Here is a 20,631-nt window from a genome sequence, read left to right as displayed (position 1 = left end):
GGGATATTATATCATAGATCAATAGAGATATCTTTAACAACAGTAAGGAAGTAAAAGTTAGACTGTATTTTGATTAAAAGAAACAAAAAATCAGCTCAAGAGGGCTGATTTTCTAGATCTTATAAACTGATACGTTTTTCTGTTTCAGCGTCGAAGAAATGACCTTTAGCAACGTTGAAAGTAAGGTTAACTTTTTCACCTGGATTATGGAAATCACGCGCATCAACGCGAGCAGCAAACTCAGTTTCTCCAAGTTTTAGGTAAAGCATTGTTTCTGCACCGAGAAGCTCTGAAACGACTACCTCAGCATCAACATTGGCATCTGGATATACTTCTTGAACGATTGGACGGCTTGAAACATCTTCAGGACGGATTCCAAAGATAACTTCCTTCCCTTGGTAACCTGTTTCCTTCAAGATTTTAGCTTGACCTTCAGAAATCGCAATATCCAAACCTTCAGAGTTAGTAATACGATTGCCATCAACTTTAACATTGAAGAAGTTCATAGCAGGGCTTCCGATAAATCCAGCAACAAATTTATTGGCTGGCTCATTGTAAAGCTCTTGAGGTGTACCGATTTGTTCAATACGGCCAATAGTACCAGAACCATCAGGATTTTTAGTTGAACTCATGATAACAATACGGTCAGCAAGAGTCATAGCTTCTGTCTGGTCGTGGGTAACGTAGATAGTCGTAGCACCAATATTACGAGTAATCTTAGCAATTTCAGCACGCATTGTGACACGAAGTTTAGCATCCAAGTTTGAGAGAGGTTCGTCCATAAGGAAGACTTTAGCATCACGAACGATGGCACGTCCCATAGCCACACGCTGACGTTGACCACCAGAAAGGTCAGCAGGTTTACGTTCCAAGAACTCAGTCAAGCCAAGGCTAGCAGCTGCTTCACGTACACGTTTGTCAATATCGTCTTTTTTATATTTACGAAGTTTTAGACCAAAGGCCATATTTTCATAAACAGTCATGTGTGGGTAAAGTGCGTAGTTTTGGAATACCATGGCAATGTCACGGTCTTTTGGTGATTTGTCATTAACCACTTCACCATCAATAGAAAGTGTTCCTTCTGTGATTTCTTCAAGACCAGCTACCATACGGAGTGTTGTTGATTTACCACATCCTGAAGGACCTACGAAAACGATAAATTCCTTGTCTTTGATGTCGATACTGAAATCTTCGACAGAGTAGTGGGTTGCATTTGGGTATTTTTTATAAATTTTATCCAGTTTAAGAGTTGTCATATCATTTATCCTTTATTATTTAACTGATCCGCCGGTTACACCTTCAACATAGTATTTCTGCATAAAGATAAAGAGAAGAGTGATTGGGATGGCGATGATAATAGCACCTGCGGTAAATGGAAGGAACCATTCATTGATAGCATCTTGGTTAAGCATTTGGTAGAGTCCAAGGGCAACAGTATATTTATCTTTAACGTCACCAAGGATAACAGATGCAAAGATGAAGTCTACCCAGGGTCCCATGAAGGCCATGAGGGCAGTGTAGACAATGATTGGTTTAGAAAGTGGCAAGGTTATCTTAGTGAAGATTTGAAGACGTGTAGCACCGTCAATCATTGCTGATTCATCCAATGAGTAAGGAATGGTATCAAAGAAACCTTTTGCAATGTAGAAACCAAGAGCTGCCCCAGCGGAATAAACCAAAACCAAAGATGTCAAGGTTTGTGTCAAATTGAGGGCCTTCAAAATATAGTAGACCGCAATCATTGACATGAAACCAGGAAACATATTAAGTACAAGCGCTAATTTCAAGAAGCCGTTTCTGTGCTTAAATTTAATACGGCTAAGTGAGTAAGCCATCCCAACTGTAATCAAAGTTGAGAGGATACATGTAAATGTAGCAACGATGAAGGTATTGATGAACCATCTTCCAAAAGGATAAGCATCGCTGGTGAATAGTTTGATGTAGTTATTAAAAGTGTAAGTTTTAGGGAAGAAGTATGGTACAGCATTAGCTCCTTCACCACGGAAACTTGTAAGGAAGATCCAAATAATCGGAATCAACCAGATAACAGCTAGAACTGTCAATAGAATATAAGTACCAGTTAGGTATAGATTTTTCTTACGTTTCATTATTTAGCAGCCCCTTCCTTGAATGAAGATGATCTTGTGTAGGCCAAGAGACTGAATGTTGCAGAGATGGCAAAAATAAAGATACCGATAACAGATGCCAAGTTGTAGTCTTTAGCGCTAACAGTCAGTTTGTAGAGCCAAGTTACCAAGAGATCAGTTGAACCTGCTTGATAGAACTCAGAGTTTGTAGGTCCACCACCAGTAAGGAAGTAGATAACGTTGAAGTTATTGATATTACCGATAAATTGTTGAATCAAAGATGGTGCCATAATCAAGAGAATTTGTGGGAAAGTGATACTCTTGAAAATTTGGAATTTACTTGCTCCATCAATTTCAGCTGCTTCAATTTGCTCAGTTGGCAAGTTAATAATGATACCAGTTGCGACCAACATTGTAAATGGAATACCAATCCACATATTAACAAAGATAATAGAGAACTTAGCCCACAGTGGGTCAGTCAAGAACGGAACAGGTTCATTAGTGATATGCAAGGTTTGAAGTAAACCATTCAAAGGACCGTGATCATTTAGGAAGTTACGCATCAAAAGAAGTGATACAAATTGAGGAACGGCGATTGTGATAACGAATAGAGTACGCCATACTTTCTTGAATTTAAGGCCCTTAGTATTAAGCAAGAGGGCAAGGACAATACCGAAGAAGAAAGTAGTTGCTGTTGCAGCAACGGCCCAAATCAAGGTCCAAGTCAAAAGCGGGAAGAAAGTACCAGCCATACGACCTTGTAAAACTTCACCAAAACTTGCAAAGCCAACCCAATCAAAGAGTGATTTAGGTGCTGGGTGATTGTGGTCAAAGTTAGTAAAGGCCAAACAGATCATATAGATCAAAGGCAAAATTGTGAAGAGCAAAACCCCAATCAAAGGGACAGTCATAAGCCCCATGTGGAAGCGACCGTCAGCCAAGGTCTTGAAGTCCTCGATAAAATTAGGCACCTTGCGCCCTGATTGTTTAAGAGCCATGAGATGGCGAGCGCTCTTAAGGTTACACCAGTAAATATAAGCGAAGACTGCACAGAAGATTAATGACGCAAGTCCAAAAATCAGCAAGAGCATAGAGTTGTCTCCAGCAACCTGAACAGTAAGCTTAACACCATTAACTTCCTTAATAGTCTCACCCTGTTCTTGTGTCCCCAAGGTAATCATCCCTTGAAGTGCAGGAATAATTTGGATAACGAATGCCGCTAAAAAGGCAATCTCAGAAAGGAGGAAGAGCAATCCCTTGGTAAACTGTTTGTTGACCAAGTTTGCCAATCCCATTACCAGAAAGGATAATTTGACATCCCATGTACCTTCTTTGAAGACCTGGCGCATAGGAGTTGTGTCGTAGATTGTTTGTGACATAGGTATCTCCTCAGATAAATGTGTGATTAGTAATGGTTTCTATTTTGTCTACAAATAAAAGGTAAAAAGGCTAGGAACTTGACCTGCCTCTTTACCTTATCATTGTTAGGATTCTTATTTAGCCGCTGCCAAATCTTTATCAAATTGTTGTAATTTAGTAAGGAATTGGTCTTCCGTGATTTTACCGTTAAAAGCGTCACTCATAAGAGCAGCACTTTCCGTCCAGAAGACTGACATTTGACTAAGTTTAGGCATAACAGTTGTGTATTGTTCAGATGAACCCATAGTAATTACAGCTTGTGCAAGTGTATCATTTTGGACGGCTTCAGAAGCTTGAACTTCTTTATTAGCAGGGATGATGTGACGGTCTTCATTAGTGAATTGGTTATTTTGACTGTCTTTGCTTGTCAAAGCTTGCGCCAATTGGTAAGAAGCTGCAATACGTTCAGCGTTACCTTTAGATGGTGTTTGGTTTACTGCGTAAAGTTTTACACCCAAGAAGGCTTTTTGTTGAACATCTTGACCACCAATGTTAACTGTTGGATACACAGCAATACCAAGATTGTCTTTACCAACAGCTTTAGTAGCTGCTGAGTAGTCCCATGGGCCTGATTGGAATGCATCAACTGAACCATCTTCGAATTTAGCCATCAAATTAGATGAATCAACATTGACAAATCCTTTGTTGTCTCTTTGAGCTGCGATGAATTTAAGAACGTTCACACCGGCCTCGTTACCCCAGTTAGTACCGTTTACATCTTCACCATTAGGGCCAAAGAGCGTATTACCAACTGAAAGGAAGAGAGGAGCAGTTGCATAAGCATTAACTTCTTTCAAGTTACCACCAAATTTAGCTTTAGAAGTGATTGTTTCATATGATTTAACATCTTCTTCATTAAGTTTAGACTTGTTGTAGTAAGTAACTTGTGTTTCGATCCCATATGGGAAGGCGTAAGTTTTACCTTTGTATTGAGCACCAAGGGCAGATTGCTCAGTGTCTTGCTCAGCAATTTCTTTTGAGTATTGTTCTGGGATTTCTTGGATTGCTCCAGCGTCTACCAATTTACCGAGTTGGTCATGTGGAAGTGAGAAGACATCTGCAGCAGTAGAAGCATCTTTAGTCAAGTTTTCTTGAGCGTTTGGATCTTCCATTTCAACCATATCAACTTTGTAACCAGATTTCTTTTCAAACTCTGCCACTGTGTCTGAATAAGACTTCTTGGCACCAGTTGGAACCCAAAGTTTCAAAGTCTTGCTATCTGAACTTGAGCTCTTGCTTGAGCTTGAGCTACACGCTACCAAGAGCGAACCAGCTACAAGAAGTCCAGCACTACCAAGTAATACCTTTTGCCATTTTTTCATTTCTATTTCCTCCAGAAATTTAGTTTACGATATACATTATGCAACCGTTTCCATAATCTGTCAAGTGTTTTTAAAAAAATTTTTTAACTGTTTGCAAACGATTGCAAAAGTTACTTATTTTGTTTATAATGATTCTTGTATTTTACGACTATAAAAAAGTATTTATGAGAATGAGAGGGAAATGATGGCTACAATTAAAGATGTTGCCAAGAGAGCTGGTGTCAGCCCGTCAACAGTAAGCAGGACCTTAAAGGATAGTCCGGCTATATCAGAAGAAACCAAAGTTAAAGTAAGAGCAGCCATGGATGAATTAGGGTATGTCCCAAACTCAGCAGCACAAATGTTAGCAACAGGCTTAACACATAGTTTAGGTGTTGTTCTTCCTCCTTTAACTGACCGTGAAAAAATTAGTCAACCCTTCTATATGGAGATTCTAACAGCGATTAATGAAGAAGCTAGTTGTAATTCTCAGGTTGTCAGTATTGCTACGGGTGCCACACTTGAAGAATTAGTTAGACAGGTCGAGCTTATGCATCGTCAAAAACGAGCTGATGGCTTTATTATTCTCTATTCAGAAAATAAAGATCCAGTTAAAGATTATCTATTAAAAGAAAGAGTTCCTTTCGTAGTTGTTGGAGCAGCAGTAGATAATACTGATAAAGTAACCTATATCGATAATGATAATAAAGGACTAGGAAAAGAAGCTGTTAATTATTTAAGGACTAAAGGTCACCAAAAGATTGGTTTTGTAACAGATGATCTTTTTGGTCAAGTAGGACAAGAACGTTATCAAGGATATATTGAGGCGACTAAAGTATTTAATTTAGAGGCTTATTCAGAACTCGTTTTTTCATCTAGAAACATTGATTCATTAAAAGAGAACTTGGAATCTAATCAACTGACTGCCTTAATTGTTATAGATGACTTGATTGCCTTACGGTTTATACAATGGTTAAATAATAAAGGGGTCAGAGTTCCCGAAGATTACGCCATTATTTCCTTCAATAATTCAACTTTTGCGGAAATCATGCATCCTTTCCTAACTACCTATGACATTAATATTAAAGAACTGGGTAAGGAAAGCGTCCTAAGGCTATTAGATCTTCTTAAAAATCCTAAAACTAAGGCACAGAAAATAACTATTCCATTCAAACTCGTTGAAAGAGAAAGTGTCTCAATGAGAAAATAGAACGTTTGAGTATTTGCTTTTGGTTATTAACTTAAGTTACCAACCATTTTTTATTACCTAGGAAGTTGTTTTTCAGGAAACGCAGGAGAACTATTGAGTTAATAGAAGCACTTACAATATGAAAGCGCTTGTTTTGCGAACGTAAATTTAAAGAGAAATAAAAATTTTTATTTTTTTTGCTAAAAATTCTTGACTTATGCAAACGTTTGCATTATAATCATAAGTGAAAAAAATAATTTGAGGTAAACTTTATGAACAAACGAGCAAGCGGTGTATTGATGCACATCACATCACTTCCAGGTGACTACGGGATCGGATCTTTCGGTCAAGCAGCCTACGACTTTGTTGATTTCTTGAAAGAAACAAAGCAAACATACTGGCAGATCTTGCCATTGACTACTACAAGTTATGGAGATTCACCTTACCAATCATTCTCAGCCGTTGCGGGGAATACACACTTTATCGATTTGGATTTCCTTATTCGTGACAAATTTTTAACTAAAGCTGATGTTAAAAATGTTGACTTTGGTTCAAATCCAGAGTTTATCGACTACGCCAAAGTTTACGAAGCACGTCGTCCACTTCTTGAAAAAGCAGTCAAAGCAATCTTGGCAGATAAGAAAGAAGCTAAGAAGTTTGAAGCTTTTAAAACTGAAAATGCTAACTGGTTGGCAGATTATGCTGACTTCATGGCTATCAAAGAATACTTTGATAACAAAGCTCTTCAAGATTGGGATGATAAAAAAGCGGTTAAACGTGATGAAGCAACTCTTGAAAAACTTCGTAAAGAACTTGCTGATGTTATCACATACCATCAAGTGGCACAATACCTCTTCTTTAGCCAATGGGCAGAGTTAAAAGCCTATGCTAATAAGAATGGTATTCAAATTATTGGTGACATGCCAATCTACATTTCAGCTGATAGTGTGGAAGTCTGGACGCAACCACACCTCTTCAAACTAGATGCCGAATGTAAACCACGTTACATTGCCGGAGTTCCACCAGATAACTTCTCAGCAACAGGACAACTTTGGGGTAACCCAATTTACGCTTGGGATAAACACAAAGCAGAAAACTATGCTTGGTGGGTCTTCCGTATTCAAGAATCATTCAAACTCTATGATTACTTGCGTATCGACCACTTCAAAGGTTTCTCTGACTTCTGGGAAATCCCTGGTGGAGATGAAACTGCTGAAAATGGTAAATGGGTTCCAGGACCTGGTTACGATCTTTTCAAAGTGGTCAAAGAAGAATTGGGCGATCTTAAGATTATTGCCGAAGACCTTGGTAATATTGATGATAAGACACGTAAACTTCTTGCAGACTGTGGTTACCCAGGAATGAAGATTGTTCAATTTGGTTTCTATGATACCACTGGTAACAGCATTGATATTCCACACGTATACACACAACACTCAGTGGCTTATACTGGTACACATGATAATGAAGTAATTAACGGTTGGTATGATAACTTGACACAAGAGCAACGTGACTACACTGATGCTTACATCAATCGTCGTCAAGGTGAACCAATCACACGTGCCCTTCTTCGCACACTCTTTGCAACAGTAAGTAACACTGCCATTGCAACTATGCAAGATATTCTTGATAAACCTGAAAATAGCCGTACAAACTTCCCTAACACAGTTGGAGAAAACTGGAAATGGCGTATGCTTCCAGGTGAAATCACTATTGATAAGAAAGAATTTTTAACTGATATTACAGAAAGATATAATCGAGGTAATAAATAAAATGTCTACATTCACAAATTACGTTGAAGCAAAAAATAAAAATCTTAAAGAGCTTTCAAACGAAGAAATCTACTACCTTTTGTTGGAATTTGTAAAAGAAGCAGCTGCTCCAAAACCTAAAAATGATAGCAAACGTAAAGTTTACTACATTTCAGCTGAGTTCTTGATTGGTAAACTTTTGTCTAACAACTTGATCAACTTGGGCATCTATAAAGATGTCAAAGCTGAATTGGCTGCTGCAGGTAAATCAATCAGCGAAATCGAAGATGTTGAACCAGAACCATCTCTTGGTAATGGTGGTTTGGGACGTTTGGCTTCATGTTTCATCGATTCTATGTCAACGCTTGGCATTAACGGTGAAGGTGTTGGTCTTAACTACCACTGTGGTCTTTTCAAACAAGTCTTTAAAGATAACAAACAAGATGCTGAACCAAACTACTGGATTGAAGATCAATCATGGTTGGTACCAACTGATATCTCTTACGATGTTCCATTCAAAAACTTCACTTTGAAATCTCGTTTGGACCGTTTGGATATCTTGGGTTATAAGAAAGAAACTAAGAACTACCTTAACCTCTTCGATATCAATGGTGTGGACTATGATTTGATTGAAAAAGGAATCACTTTCGATCAAGACGAAATCCAAAAGAACTTGACACTTTTCCTTTACCCAGATGATTCAACTCGTAAGGGTGAGCTCTTGCGTATCTACCAACAATACTTCATGGTATCAAACGCTGCTCAACTTTTGATTGACGAAGCTATCGAACGTGGTTCTAACCTTCACGACCTTCCAGATTACGCTTACGTACAAATCAACGATACTCACCCATCAATGGTTATCCCTGAATTGATCCGCCTTTTGACAGAAAAACATGGATTTGAATTTGATGAAGCAGTAGCAATCGTAAGCAAAATGGTTGGTTACACAAACCACACTATCTTGGCTGAAGCCCTTGAAAAATGGCCTCTTGATTACCTTGAAGAAGTTGTACCACACCTTGTTGTTATCATCAAGAAATTGGATGCCATCGTTCGTGCTAAATATGATGATCCACGTGTTCAAATCATTGACGAAGACAACCGTGTTCACATGGCACACATGGATATTCACTTCTCTACAAGCGTAAACGGTGTTGCAGCACTTCACACAGAAATCCTTAAATCATCTGAGTTGAAACCTTTCTACGACCTTTACCCAGAACGTTTCAACAACAAAACAAACGGTATTACATTCCGTCGTTGGTTGGAATTCTCAAACCAAGAACTTGCTGACTACATCAAAGAATTGATTGGTGATGATTACCTTACTGATGCCACTCAATTGGAAAAATTGGCTGCTTTTGCGGATGATCCTGCAGTACACAAACGTTTGGCTGAAATTAAATATGACAACAAATTGTCACTTAAACGTTACCTTAAAGCCAATAAAGGTATTGATCTTGACGAAAACTCAATCATCGATACACAAATCAAACGTTTCCACGAGTACAAACGTCAACAAATGAACGCTTTGTATGTCATCCACAAATACTTGGAAATCAAAAAAGGAAACCTTCCAAAACGTAAAATTACTATCATCTTTGGTGGTAAAGCAGCTCCTGCCTACGTTATTGCTCAAGACATCATCCACTTGATCTTGTCACTTTCTGAACTCATTAACAACGATCCAGAAGTAAGCAAATACCTCAACGTTCACTTGGTTGAGAACTACAACGTAACAGTTGCTGAACACCTTATCCCAGCGACAGATATTTCAGAACAAATCTCATTGGCTTCTAAAGAGGCTTCAGGTACAGGTAACATGAAATTCATGCTTAATGGTGCCCTTACACTTGGTACAATGGATGGTGCCAACGTTGAGATTGCTGAATTGGTAGGACCAGAAAACATCTTCACATTTGGTAAAGACTCTGATACAATCATCGACCTTTATGAAAAAGAAGGTTATGTATCACGTGATTACTACGAAAAAGATGCTAACATCAAAGCAGCTGTTGATTTTATCGTAAGCGAGGACCTTGTAAAAGTAGGGGATAAAGAACGTTTGGAACGTCTTCACAAGGAACTTATCTCTAAAGACTGGTTCATGACATTGATTGACTTGGCCGAATACATCGAGAAGAAAGAAGAAGTATACGCAGCTTACGAAGATCAAGATGCATGGAACAAGAAAGTTGTTTACAACATTGCTGAAGCAGGATTCTTCTCATCTGACCGTACAATCGAACAGTATGACAAAGACATCTGGCACACAAAATAATAGCCTAGTTGCATAAAAGGAAAACAAGATCAGAAATGGTCTTGTTTTTTGCATGAAAAAACACAGCCAATAGGATAATTAACTGTGTTTACATAAATAAGATTATGTTATTTTACATGATAATTTAGTATATCATTAATATAATATATGCTTCTTTATTTGATGTATCATAAGTCTTAGACTTAGAGTATTTTAGATAATGGATTTCGTCTTGTGTAGTCCTATATTCTTCTTCTAGGTAAGAATCCGTAATAGTAATTTTAAAATTCTCGCTCTTGCCTGTTAAATCAAGACTAAGTGGAAAATTTGTAAATTCATCTGAGTAAAAGGCCATTGTTATTTACTATTATAACAAGAAAATAATTGCTCTCAAGGTATCTTTGTGTACTTTGTCACCGTTTTCCATTATAATATAAGTATCACATTACAAGAGGAGACCTCATGAAATATATCGTAAACACATCAAATGATCCTGCCTATAATATTGCTTTGGAAGCCTATGCCTTTCGTGAATTGGTAAACGAAGATGAATTGTTCATTCTCTGGATTAACCGTCCAGCTATCATTGTTGGTAAACACCAAAATACCATTCAAGAGATTAACAAAGAATATACAGATGCTCATGATATTAAGGTCGTTCGCCGTTTATCTGGTGGTGGCGCTGTTTATCACGATTTGAACAACCTTAACTATACTATCATCTCTAATAAGGCAGATGAAGGTGCATTTGATTTTAAGACTTTCTCTCAACCGGTAATCGCAACACTTGCTGATTTGGGAGTTAAGGCTGAATTTACTGGCCGTAACGACCTTGAGATTGATGGTAAGAAGTTCTGTGGAAATGCCCAAGCCTACTATAAAGGTCGTATGATGCACCATGGTTGCTTGCTCTTTGACGTTAATATGTCCGTTCTTGGTCAAGCCCTTAAAGTCAGCAAAGACAAAATTGAATCTAAAGGTGTTAAGTCTGTACGTGCTCGTGTGACAAACATTGTAGACGAATTGCCAGAAAAAATCACTGTAAATGAATTCTCAGATAAGATTTTGGAAAAAATGAAAGAATTCTACCCAGAAATGACCGAATACATCCTTTCTGAAGACGAACTAGCAAAGATTCAAGAGTCCTATGAGAAACAATTCAATACATGGGACTGGACATACGGTCAATCACCAGAATACACGGTAGAGCGTAATGTTCGTTACCCAGCTGGTAAGATTTCAACCTATGCCAATGTTGAAAATTCAATTATCAAATCTGTTAAAATTTACGGAGATTTCTTTGGTATTGGAGATGTATCTGATATTGAAGAACTTTTGATCGGTCTACCTTACGAATACGAAGATGTCTTGGCTAAACTCAAAACCATTGACACAACACATTATTTCTCACGCATGACAACCGAGGAGGTTGCAAAAGCTATTGTAGCTTAATCATTGGTTGAACAATCTGGAAAACTCCAGGTTGTTTTTTTAATGCGAAAATTATTGTAGATGATTCGTAAGTTTTAAATTATTTTAGTTATAAAGTCCCTTTATGATTGACTAAGTGAGTCATTTTGTTACAATAGGCCAGCAAACCTAGAAAGCTCTTCAGAAAAACACCTCATAACATCTTTCCGAAAAACTGTAATTTTCTTGAAAGAAAGATAAGGGTGTGATATACTTCTATTAAGTAATTATGGAGAATAAAACCAATGAAACGTGAACTCTTACTAGAAAAAATTGAAGAATACAAATCCCTTATGCCTTGGTTTGTTTTGGAGTATTATCAATCGAAACTATCGGTACCGTATTCTTTTACAACCTTATATGAATATCTCAAGGAATATAAACGCTTTTTTGACTGGTTGATTGACTCAGGTATTTCAGATGCTGATGATATTGCCTCAATTGATATCAAAACCTTGGAAAATCTAACTAAAAAAGATATGGAGTCATTTGTCCTCTATCTACGTGAACGTCCATCTTTAAATACATATTCCAAGAAACAGGGAGTCTCTCAAACAACCATTAATCGTACGCTTTCAGCTCTATCTAGTCTCTATAAGTATTTAACTGAGGAGGTCGAGGGACCTGATGGTGAACCGTATTTTTATCGTAACGTCATGAAAAAAGTTTCGACTAAGAAAAAGAAAGAAACCTTGGCTGCACGTGCTGAGAATATCAAACAGAAACTTTTTCTAGGCGATGAAACCATGGAATTCCTTGATTATGTTGAAAATGAATACGAAGTCAAGCTCTCAAATCGTGCTAAATCATCGTTTTATAAGAATAAAGAGCGTGATTTAGCCATCATTGCCTTGCTACTGGCTTCAGGCGTTCGACTCTCTGAAGCTGTTAATATGGACCTTAAAGATATCAATTTAAAAATGATGGTCATTGACGTCACTCGAAAAGGTGGCAAACGGGACTCAGTTAATGTGGCAAGTTTTGCTAGACCATATCTTGAAAATTATCTTAGCATACGTGATAAACGCTATAAGGCTGAAAAACAAGACCTTGCCCTATTTTTAACAGAATATCGAGGGGTTCCAAATCGTATTGATGCTTCAAGTATCGAAAAAATGGTTGCTAAATATTCTCAGGATTTCAAAATTCGTGTAACTCCCCACAAACTACGTCATACTCTGGCGACACGTCTTTATGATGCTACTAAGTCTCAAGTTTTAGTTAGTCATCAACTTGGTCATGCTTCCACTCAGGTCACGGATCTTTATACCCATATCGTCAATGATGAGCAAAAAAATGCTCTAGATAATTTATAATTAACTAATGATAACCATTCCGATTTGGCGTGGTTGCTTATATTTTACATAATTTTAATTATGTTTATATTATTTTGTTCTTTGGTTATTAACAGAACTAAAATTATGTAAATGATTATATACAAAAACAAACTCTCCTTTATGGAAAGCTTGTTTTGTATATTAATAATCTTTAAGAGCTGATTCAACCGCAGCTTTTTCTTTTTCAATCAAGTCTACGCGTGCAGCAATTGTTTTAATGCCCATCAAGATATTACGTTCCAAAGCTTTGTCACTTGTTTGTGGCTCGAAGAATGCAATATACTGGTCTAGACGTTCTTGTGTTTTAAAGATTCCTGCTGGGATATTAACAAAGCTATCAAAGCTCATATCACCACCAAGGGCTGCTTTAATCCAATCCCAGTTTTCTTTAGCCCAGTTCCAAATGGTTTCTTGAGCAAAAGATTTGCTGAGGAAGTTCATATACCAGAGATACAAATCTTGTGGTTTAACAACGTTTTTATCTTTAAGATGAGCTAGTACGTAGTCAAGACCTTCTTGATTTTTAAGGTATGAAAGTGCTTGAGTCAATTGACGACGGAAGTTACTGTCGTTTGTTGCCACGTATGCATTGACATACTCTTCAACAAGAGAAAGACTGTTTTCTTGTTTCATTTGGTTGATGAGGACAAGACCACGAACACTTGCTGGGATGCTTTCGATGTTTTCTTTATGAGCTTGGAAAATACTTGCAGCTGCAAGGACTGCTGGTTGATAGTCTGCTTGGATCAAGTAGCTAAGAGCAGTTTGACGGACCATTTCGTCTTCATCAGACTCCCCTTCTTTGGCGTCGAAACCAAGGCGTTCAAAGTCATTTTGGAATTGACGACGTACCAAGGCTTTATAATGTACTTCTGCTTCTGAATCTTCATCAATAAAGCGTTTCAAACCAGCAAGGATTTGAGATTTAGCTTGAGCAATCAAGAAGCTTTCTTCCTTTTCAACAAGATCAAGAAGAGCAACTAGACTTGCATATGAGATACGTCCACTTTCTGCTAGAAGACGACGTTCTTGTAAAATTTGAAGTTTACTTACAGTATCAAGGTTTGCAAAATCTTCTAAGATATCGTCCAAGAGTTGACCTTGATAGTCTGTGATGTAATGTGCTGTATTTGCTGTATTAAGACGGAGAGCTCCATTATTTTCAGCAACAAGCTGGCTATAATTTGGAATCTCAATACGCTCTTCTGAAAGTGTATCTGGAAGTCCATTCCAGTTTGTATTCAATGGGATTTCCCAGAGGCGTCCTTTGTCTTCATGGTCACCAATGAAGAATTGTTTTTGACTAAGGATAAGCGTATCATCAACAACTTCTGCACTAACCACTGGGTAACCTGGTTGCTCTAACCATGTATCCATGAAGCTAGAGACATCCTTACCTGAAGCATCTGAAAGAGCATTCCAAAGGTCACGTCCAACAGTATTGTTATATTGGTGTTTTTCGAAGTAAGCTTTAAGTCCTTTGGCAAAGGCTTCATCGCCCAACCAACGGCGGAGCATATGCATAAGACGACTACCTTTGGCATAAACGATGGCACTATCAAAGAGGGTATTAATCTCGTCTGGATGATTGACTTCCATGTGGACAGACTGTACGCCGTCTGTTGCGTCACGTTGAAGAGCATGAGGTACACCAGTTGTTTGGAAATCTTCAAAGATATTCCAGCTTGGTTCAATAGCATCCACTGAAACATACTCCATCATGTTGGCGAAACTTTCGTTAAGCCATAAATCATCCCACCATTTCATGGTAACAAGGTTACCGAACCATTGGTGAGCCAATTCGTGGGCAACAACTAGGGCAACTTGTTGGCGGCTTGCAGCTGAGCTATTTTCATCTACAAGGAGGTAAACTTCACGATAGGTAACAAGACCCCAGTTTTCCATAGCGCCCGCTGAGAAGTCAGGAAGAGCAAGGTGGTATGATAATGGGATAGGATACTTGACTTGGAAGTAGTCTTCGTAGAAGTCGATGACACGAACGGCAATATCAAGAGCGAAGTCAACGCTATTTTCTGCTTGTGCAACTGTAGCGAAGACCCCAACTTCAGTGCCATTTTTTGTTTTGGCTGTTTTACCTTGGAGAGCACCGAAGCCAAAGGCGAGAAGGTATGTGGACATGCGAGGTGTTGTCTCGAATGTCCAAACTCCAGTTTCTTCACGCAAATGACTATTGATTTCTGGCATGTTTGACAAGGCAGTATCGCCTTCTTCAGCGTCAAATTTCAATGAGAGATCAAAAGTTGCTTTTGCTTCTGGTTCATCGACAGAAGGGAAAGCTTCGCGGGCGAAATGTGATTCAAACTGTGTTGAAATAATCTCCTTCTTTTCGCCATTGTAAGTGTAATATGATGGATAAATACCAGTCATATTATCTGTGATGCGACCAGAAAATTCAATGAAAATTGTTAGAACCCCAGTTTCTGGAAGCTCAATATGAAAAGCCTCATTGGCATCATCCATTTGGAAGTTCAAGGATTCATTGTCCAAGAGAACTGAATTAATGGTAAGGTCTTTTTGGTGAAGGGAGATATGATTATCAAGGGCTTCACCTGTAATGGCAACATTCCCTGTAAAGGTCTTTTCAGAACGATTAATGTCTAAGAAAAGATTATAATTTTCAGGGATGAAACTTTCGATAAAACGAGCAACAGATGTTGTCATATGTAAATACTCCTAATCTAACTTTTCGTATCGAAACAGACTGACATATGTTTCGACTTCAGGAACTTTTACAAAAGAAAAGAGCCTGAATTATTCAATACAGACTCATTATAACATAGATTGCAATCTTTGCCTATAATTCAATGATTTTCCCAGACTTGAGGTAGACGACCCACTCACAAAGATTACGGGCATAATCACCAATACGTTCGAGGTACGTGAGTACTTGGAAATACTCTTTGGCAGCAAATGCTGCATCTGGATTTTTGCGGACACCTTCTACGGTCATAGCTTGGATATCACGGAAAAAGTTGTCAATAATTTCATCTGAAGCTGCGATTTCATAAGCACGTTTTTCGTCACTATTTAAGTAGACTTCCAGAGCTTCTTCAACCATCTGACGGACTGCTTTCCCCATTTTTTTGATCTCGGATTCAATCTCAGTTAGTCGTACTTCACCTTTAATACGGATGGTTGCTTTAGCGATGGCAACCGCATGGTCCCCCATACGCTCGACATCACTAGATGCTTTTAATGCAGTGATTACAGTACGTAAATCACTTGATACAGGTTGCTGGAGGGCAATAATTTCAAGTGATTTTTTCTCAAGTTTGGTTTCGTAGTTATTGACAATCTCATCGTTTTCAATAACTTCTTTAGCCAATTCACGGTCATGGCTGGTGAAAGCACGCACGGCTTTTTTGAGCTGTGCGGCAACTTCAGTACCCATGGCATAAAATTGGTTGTGGAGCTTTTCTAATTCTTCTTCGAAGGGTGTTCGTAACATCATAATTGTTAATGAATCCGTCCTTTCTTAACCGAATTTACCGGTAATATAATCTTCTGTTTCTTTATGTTTTGGATTTAGGAACATGTCTTTTGTTGATGAATATTCAATAAGTTCTCCATCGAGGAAAAAGGCTGTTCGTTGTGATATCCGGCTTGCCTGTTGCATAGAACGTGTAACAAGCAACAAGGTGTATTGATCTTTAAGGTTATAGAGTGTTTCTTCAATCTTACCAGCGGAAATAGGGTCTAGCGCAGATGTTGGTTCGTCAAGAAGAATAACCTTTGGTGAGGTGGCAAGTACACGCGCAATACAGACCCGTTGTTGTTGCCCACCTGAGAGTCCAAGTGCTGAGTCATGAAGTCGGTCTTTAACCTCCTCCCAGATTGAAGCTCCTTTTAGAGATTCTTCCACTGCCTTGTCAAGAACCGCCTTATCTTTGATACCATTGATACGAAGGCCATAGACAACGTTCTCATATATAGACATAGGGAAGGGATTGGGTTGTTGGAAGACCATACCGATTTCTTTACGGAGTTCAACGGTATCTGTTCGAGGACTGTAGACATTGTGGCCGTTGTAAGAAACTGCACCAGTAAGTGTGCATTCAGGATTTAAGTCCCACATTCTGTTGATAGATCGAAGCAAGGTTGATTTCCCTGATCCAGATGGCCCGATAAGAGCTGTGATTTCTTTTGGATAGAAATCCATAGTAACGTTATTAAGGGCTTTTTTCTTATTGAAATATACCGATAAATCATTAATTGAAATGATTGGTTCAGTCATAAGTGCTCCTTTCTATCCAAAGCGTCCTGATACATAGTCGTTGGTTGACTGTAGAGCAGCATCTTGGAAAATTTTCTTGGTTTCATCATATTCGATTAGATCACCAAGGTAGAAAAATGCTGTATAATCACTGGCACGCGCTGCTTGTTGCATATTGTGCGTAACGATAATAATGGAGTAATCTTCTTTCAGCTCAAACATGGTTTCTTCTAGTTGCATGGTAGCTACAGGGTCTAATGAAGCTGCTGGCTCATCCATAAGAAGGATCTGTGGTTTAACGGCGATAGCTCTTGCGATACAAAGACGTTGTTGCTGACCACCAGAGAGGGTAAAAGCTGACTTATGAAGATCATCTTTAACTTGTTCCCAAAGTCCCGCTTGTTTAAGTGATGTTTCAACAATCTCATCCAAAGTTTGCTTATCTCTCACACCTTTACGTTCATGAGCAAAGGTAATGTTTTTATAGATAGACTTGGCAAATGGGTTTGGACGTTGAAAGACCATTCCAATGTGTTTGCGCATTTCATAAACATTGATATTACTTGCATTGACATCAACTCCTTCATAAAGGATTTGTCCAGTAACCTTGGCAATATCAATAGTATCATTCATGCGGTTTAGGCTACGAAGAAAGGTAGATTTCCCACATCCTGAGGGACCGATGAGGGCAGTGATTTTATTTTTCTCGAATTGCATATCAATACCTTTGATGGCTTCTTTTTGACCATAGTAGACATGCAAATCCTTGGTTTCAAGAGCGAGCTTCTTCTCTGGGAAGGTGATAATATGACGCTCGTCCCAATTGTATTTTGTCATGATAACTCCTTTAAGCGGATGTTAATTTCTTATGGAGGTAAGCTCCCAAACGACGTGCACCAAAGTTGAAAATCAAAATGAAAATCAAGAGCACTGCTGCTGAACCAGCAGACACTGCAGTGGCGTCAGGTGTCGTACCTTCTGAGTTGACCTTCCAGATGTGAACAGCAAGTGTCTCAGCTTGACGGAAAATTGAGATTGGACTAGATATGCTAAGCGGATTCCAGTCGCTCCAGTTAGGTGCTGGTGCAGATTGCCCTGCTGTGTAAATAAGTGCTGCTGCTTCCCCAAAAATACGTCCAGAAGCAAGGACAATTCCAGTTACAATACCAGGCAAAGCCTCAGGAACAACAACGTGACAGATAGTTTCCCATCTAGACAAACCTAAGGCAAGACCTGCTTCACGTTGAGTGTGGTGAACTGTGCGTAAACTATCTTCAACGGTACGAGTCATTTGTGGCAAGTTAAAGACAGTCAATGCCAAGGCACCTGAAAGGATTGAAAATCCGTACTGAAATTGTACAACGAAAATTAAATAACCAAAGAGTCCGACCACCACTGAAGGCAGTGAAGAAAGGATTTCAATACAGGTACGGACAAAGTTGGTGAGCCGACCTTTTTTGGCATATTCTGATAGGAAGATACCAGCTCCCATTGAAAGAGGAACCGAAATAATTAAAGTAATAACCAAAAGGAAGAATGAATTGTAGAGTTGAACCCCAATTCCTCCGCCAGCTTTGTAAGATGACGATCTACTAGTCAAGAATGACCAACTGATGTGTGGAATCCCCCGAACCAAGATATAGAGAATCAAGGCTGCTAGGATTGTTACAATAATGCCAGCAATCACATAGAGCGTGCTGATTGCAATTTTATCGACTTTTTTAGCGTTCATAATTTCTCTTTCTCTCACGGGTAATAAATTTCACTAACATATTGAAACCAAGACTCATCAATAAGAGCACCAAGGCAAGTGACCAAAGGACATTGTTTGAAACGGTTCCCATGACTGTATTTCCGATTCCCATAGTCAATACAGAGGTCAATGTTGCTGCTGGTGTCGTTAAAGACGTTGGAATCACAGCGGAATTTCCGACAACCATCTGAATGGCAAGAGCCTCACCAAAGGCACGGGCCATACCAAAGATAACGGCCGTGAAAATACCTGGTTTAGCCGCATTAAGTGTAACACGCCAAATAGTTTGCCAGCGAGTAGCTCCCATGGCAAGACTAGCTTCACGATAATAACGTGGCACTGCACGAAGTGTATCTGTTGTCATAAAGGTTACGGTTGGTAGAATCATGACAAACAAGACAAAGGTACCTGAAAGGATACCAAAACCTGTCCCACCAAAAATGAAGCGAACGAATGGAACCACGACCTGCAGACCAATGAATCCGTAAACAACAGATGGAATCCCAACTAAGAGTTCAATCGCGGGTTGTAGGAATTTAGCTCCCTTGGGAGAAATCTCAGTCATAAAGATGGCTGCGCCAATGGCAAATGGAGTTGCAACCAAGGCTGAAAGTAAGGTAACCACAAATGACCCTAAGATCATTGGCAGAGCCCCAAATTTTCCTTCAGACGGTGACCAAACGCCACTAAAGAGAAACTCGACTAAGCTGACTTTATTAACAAAGAAAGTCGCCAAGCCTTTTTGAGCAACGAAAAGTAAGATCATTGCTACAATGAAAACAATCAGGGCCAGGCAAAGGAAAGTGATTATTTTACCAAATTTCTCGAGGCGTGAATTTTTAGAGGGTGAAGTTAATTGTTTCACCAATTCTTCGTTTTTCATGCTTACTCCTCACTCTTCTTTGTAACCTTACCGTCAGCATCCTTAGTAACTTTCATACTGTGAATTGGAATGTATCCCATTTTTGCAACGATATTTTCTTGAACCTCATCACTCATCATGTAGTCTAAGAATTGTTTGGTGTAGCTATCAGGTTGTCCTTTAGTATACATATGCTCGTAGGACCAAATAGGCCAATCGTTAGTCGCAACATTTTTCGCATTAGGTTCAAAACCATTTAGTTTCAATGTTTTAACAGAATCATCAAGATAAGCAAATGATAGGTATGAAATAGCGCCTGGTGTCTGAGCGACAATTGACTTAACCATTCCGTTAGAATCTTGCTCCTGGGTACGGATTGGTGATTTGCCATCCATAATCACAGCATCGAAAGTTGCGCGTGATCCTGAGCTAGCTGCACGGTTAATGATAGTAATATCCAAATCCTCCCCACCCAGCTGTTTCCAGTTTGTGATTTCTCCAGTGAAGATTTTGCGAAGTTGTTCTGTTGTCAAATTATCAACGGGTACTTTCTGATTAGTGATAATTGCAATACCTGCAACGGCAACTTGAAAGTCAACGAGCTTACTGGCATCAATCCCAGATTTTTCCTCAGCGAAGAGATCACTATTCCCAATTTCAACAGCACCTGATTGAACTTGGGAAAGTCCAGTACCAGAACCGCCTCCTTGGACGTTAACCACAATTTCAGGGTTCTTTTCAGTGAAACCATCTGCTGCTGCTTCTACTAAGGGTTGAAGGGCTGTAGAACCAACTGCTGTAATGGACTGGCCACGGTCAATCCAAGAGGCGCAACCAGTTAAGATTAGCATGGCCATTGCCAGTGATAAAATCACTGCAAGGACTTTTGTTTTTTTCATTTTTGTCCTCCGACATGTTGTAACAAAATTTAACTAATGCCTTAAATATATGCTGTTAAAAGGCAC

Annotated in this window: 16 protein-coding genes; 5 read left to right on the top strand and 11 right to left on the bottom strand. The window is 38.9% G+C overall.

From position 1 onward, the window contains the following. Nucleotides 1-119: 119 nt before the first annotated feature. From RWZ99_RS00255 to RWZ99_RS00240, 4 genes are all read right to left on the bottom strand, one after another. Nucleotides 120-1,256, bottom strand: a complete 1,137-nt coding sequence (locus tag RWZ99_RS00255) for an ABC transporter ATP-binding protein (protein ID WP_302545671.1) — start codon at nucleotides 1,254-1,256, stop codon at nucleotides 120-122. Between the two features lie 15 nt (nucleotides 1,257-1,271). Beyond that, nucleotides 1,272-2,108 carry a sugar ABC transporter permease gene (locus RWZ99_RS00250; protein ID WP_314675640.1) on the bottom strand — a complete coding sequence of 279 codons (837 nt, stop codon included), beginning with the start codon at nucleotides 2,106-2,108 and terminating at the stop codon, nucleotides 1,272-1,274. After that, nucleotides 2,108-3,466 (bottom strand): sugar ABC transporter permease, encoded by a 1,359-nt coding sequence (locus tag RWZ99_RS00245; RefSeq protein ID WP_314675639.1) that lies wholly within the window; start codon nucleotides 3,464-3,466, stop codon nucleotides 2,108-2,110. The genes RWZ99_RS00250 and RWZ99_RS00245 overlap by 1 nt, the downstream gene beginning before the upstream one ends. Nucleotides 3,467-3,580: 114 nt before the next feature. Beyond that, a complete protein-coding gene (locus tag RWZ99_RS00240; RefSeq protein WP_314675638.1) occupies nucleotides 3,581-4,828 on the bottom strand; it encodes an extracellular solute-binding protein in 1,248 nt (415 codons plus the stop codon). 184 nt (nucleotides 4,829-5,012) lie between these two features. On the opposite strand from RWZ99_RS00240, the gene RWZ99_RS00235 reads away from it, so the two are divergent. From RWZ99_RS00235 to xerS, 5 genes are all read left to right on the top strand, one after another. Further along, complete coding sequence (locus RWZ99_RS00235; protein WP_314675637.1) at nucleotides 5,013-6,017, top strand: LacI family DNA-binding transcriptional regulator; 1,005 nt, start codon at nucleotides 5,013-5,015, stop codon at nucleotides 6,015-6,017. 251 nt (nucleotides 6,018-6,268) lie between these two features. Continuing rightward, on the top strand, nucleotides 6,269-7,768 hold the full coding sequence (malQ, locus tag RWZ99_RS00230) for a 4-alpha-glucanotransferase (protein ID WP_314675636.1): 1,500 nt from the start codon (nucleotides 6,269-6,271) through the stop codon (nucleotides 7,766-7,768). 1 nt (nucleotide 7,769) lies between these two features. Beyond that, nucleotides 7,770-10,031 (top strand): glycogen/starch/alpha-glucan family phosphorylase, encoded by a 2,262-nt coding sequence (glgP, locus tag RWZ99_RS00225; RefSeq protein ID WP_314675634.1) that lies wholly within the window; start codon nucleotides 7,770-7,772, stop codon nucleotides 10,029-10,031. A 441-nt stretch (nucleotides 10,032-10,472) separates the two neighbouring features. Beyond that, nucleotides 10,473-11,462 (top strand): lipoate--protein ligase, encoded by a 990-nt coding sequence (locus RWZ99_RS00220; protein ID WP_314675633.1) that lies wholly within the window; start codon nucleotides 10,473-10,475, stop codon nucleotides 11,460-11,462. Nucleotides 11,463-11,725: 263 nt separating this feature from the next. Next, nucleotides 11,726-12,796, top strand: coding sequence for a tyrosine recombinase XerS (gene xerS / locus RWZ99_RS00215; protein WP_314675632.1), 1,071 nt, complete (start codon nucleotides 11,726-11,728; stop codon nucleotides 12,794-12,796). A gap of 162 nt (nucleotides 12,797-12,958) precedes the next feature. On the opposite strand, the gene RWZ99_RS00210 is transcribed toward xerS, so the two are convergent. From RWZ99_RS00210 to RWZ99_RS00180, 7 genes are all read right to left on the bottom strand, one after another. Then, a complete protein-coding gene (locus RWZ99_RS00210; RefSeq protein WP_314675630.1) occupies nucleotides 12,959-15,499 on the bottom strand; it encodes a M1 family metallopeptidase in 2,541 nt (846 codons plus the stop codon). Between the two features lie 133 nt (nucleotides 15,500-15,632). Beyond that, entirely contained in the window at nucleotides 15,633-16,286 is a 654-nt protein-coding gene (gene phoU / locus RWZ99_RS00205) for a phosphate signaling complex protein PhoU (protein ID WP_314675755.1), read from the bottom strand. Between the two features lie 27 nt (nucleotides 16,287-16,313). Continuing rightward, a complete protein-coding gene (pstB, locus tag RWZ99_RS00200) occupies nucleotides 16,314-17,072 on the bottom strand; it encodes a phosphate ABC transporter ATP-binding protein PstB (protein ID WP_314675628.1) in 759 nt (252 codons plus the stop codon). Nucleotides 17,073-17,084: 12 nt separating this feature from the next. Then, nucleotides 17,085-17,888, bottom strand: a complete 804-nt coding sequence (pstB, locus tag RWZ99_RS00195; RefSeq protein WP_314675627.1) for a phosphate ABC transporter ATP-binding protein PstB — start codon at nucleotides 17,886-17,888, stop codon at nucleotides 17,085-17,087. A gap of 10 nt (nucleotides 17,889-17,898) precedes the next feature. Next, nucleotides 17,899-18,783, bottom strand: coding sequence for a phosphate ABC transporter permease PstA (pstA, locus tag RWZ99_RS00190; protein WP_314675626.1), 885 nt, complete (start codon nucleotides 18,781-18,783; stop codon nucleotides 17,899-17,901). Continuing rightward, complete coding sequence (pstC, locus tag RWZ99_RS00185) at nucleotides 18,773-19,687, bottom strand: phosphate ABC transporter permease subunit PstC (protein ID WP_314675625.1); 915 nt, start codon at nucleotides 19,685-19,687, stop codon at nucleotides 18,773-18,775. The genes pstA and pstC overlap by 11 nt, the downstream gene beginning before the upstream one ends. Nucleotides 19,688-19,689: 2 nt before the next feature. Next, entirely contained in the window at nucleotides 19,690-20,565 is an 876-nt protein-coding gene (locus RWZ99_RS00180) for a phosphate ABC transporter substrate-binding protein PstS family protein (protein ID WP_314675623.1), read from the bottom strand. Nucleotides 20,566-20,631 lie beyond the last annotated feature (66 nt).

Origin of the sequence: uncultured Streptococcus sp., from assembly GCF_963545685.1 — a bacterium.
GTDB lineage: Bacteria > Bacillota > Bacilli > Lactobacillales > Streptococcaceae > Streptococcus.
This window is presented reverse-complemented; position numbering and strand designations above follow the sequence as displayed.

Excerpts from the sequence above, each read along its gene's own strand:
- RWZ99_RS00255 (WP_302545671.1), bottom strand. The coding sequence starts at position 1,256 with ATGACAACTCTTAAACTGGATAAAATTTATAAAAAATACCCAAATGCA.
- RWZ99_RS00250 (WP_314675640.1), bottom strand. The coding sequence starts at position 2,108 with ATGAAACGTAAGAAAAATCTATACCTAACTGGTACTTATATTCTATTG.
- RWZ99_RS00245 (WP_314675639.1), bottom strand. The coding sequence starts at position 3,466 with ATGTCACAAACAATCTACGACACAACTCCTATGCGCCAGGTCTTCAAA.
- RWZ99_RS00240 (WP_314675638.1), bottom strand. The coding sequence starts at position 4,828 with ATGAAAAAATGGCAAAAGGTATTACTTGGTAGTGCTGGACTTCTTGTA.
- RWZ99_RS00235 (WP_314675637.1), top strand. The coding sequence starts at position 5,013 with ATGGCTACAATTAAAGATGTTGCCAAGAGAGCTGGTGTCAGCCCGTCA.
- malQ (WP_314675636.1), top strand. The coding sequence starts at position 6,269 with ATGAACAAACGAGCAAGCGGTGTATTGATGCACATCACATCACTTCCA.
- glgP (WP_314675634.1), top strand. The coding sequence starts at position 7,770 with ATGTCTACATTCACAAATTACGTTGAAGCAAAAAATAAAAATCTTAAA.
- RWZ99_RS00220 (WP_314675633.1), top strand. The coding sequence starts at position 10,473 with ATGAAATATATCGTAAACACATCAAATGATCCTGCCTATAATATTGCT.
- xerS (WP_314675632.1), top strand. The coding sequence starts at position 11,726 with ATGAAACGTGAACTCTTACTAGAAAAAATTGAAGAATACAAATCCCTT.
- RWZ99_RS00210 (WP_314675630.1), bottom strand. The coding sequence starts at position 15,499 with ATGACAACATCTGTTGCTCGTTTTATCGAAAGTTTCATCCCTGAAAAT.
- phoU (WP_314675755.1), bottom strand. The coding sequence starts at position 16,286 with ATGTTACGAACACCCTTCGAAGAAGAATTAGAAAAGCTCCACAACCAA.
- pstB (WP_314675628.1), bottom strand. The coding sequence starts at position 17,072 with ATGACTGAACCAATCATTTCAATTAATGATTTATCGGTATATTTCAAT.
- pstB (WP_314675627.1), bottom strand. The coding sequence starts at position 17,888 with ATGACAAAATACAATTGGGACGAGCGTCATATTATCACCTTCCCAGAG.
- pstA (WP_314675626.1), bottom strand. The coding sequence starts at position 18,783 with ATGAACGCTAAAAAAGTCGATAAAATTGCAATCAGCACGCTCTATGTG.
- pstC (WP_314675625.1), bottom strand. The coding sequence starts at position 19,687 with ATGAAAAACGAAGAATTGGTGAAACAATTAACTTCACCCTCTAAAAAT.
- RWZ99_RS00180 (WP_314675623.1), bottom strand. The coding sequence starts at position 20,565 with ATGAAAAAAACAAAAGTCCTTGCAGTGATTTTATCACTGGCAATGGCC.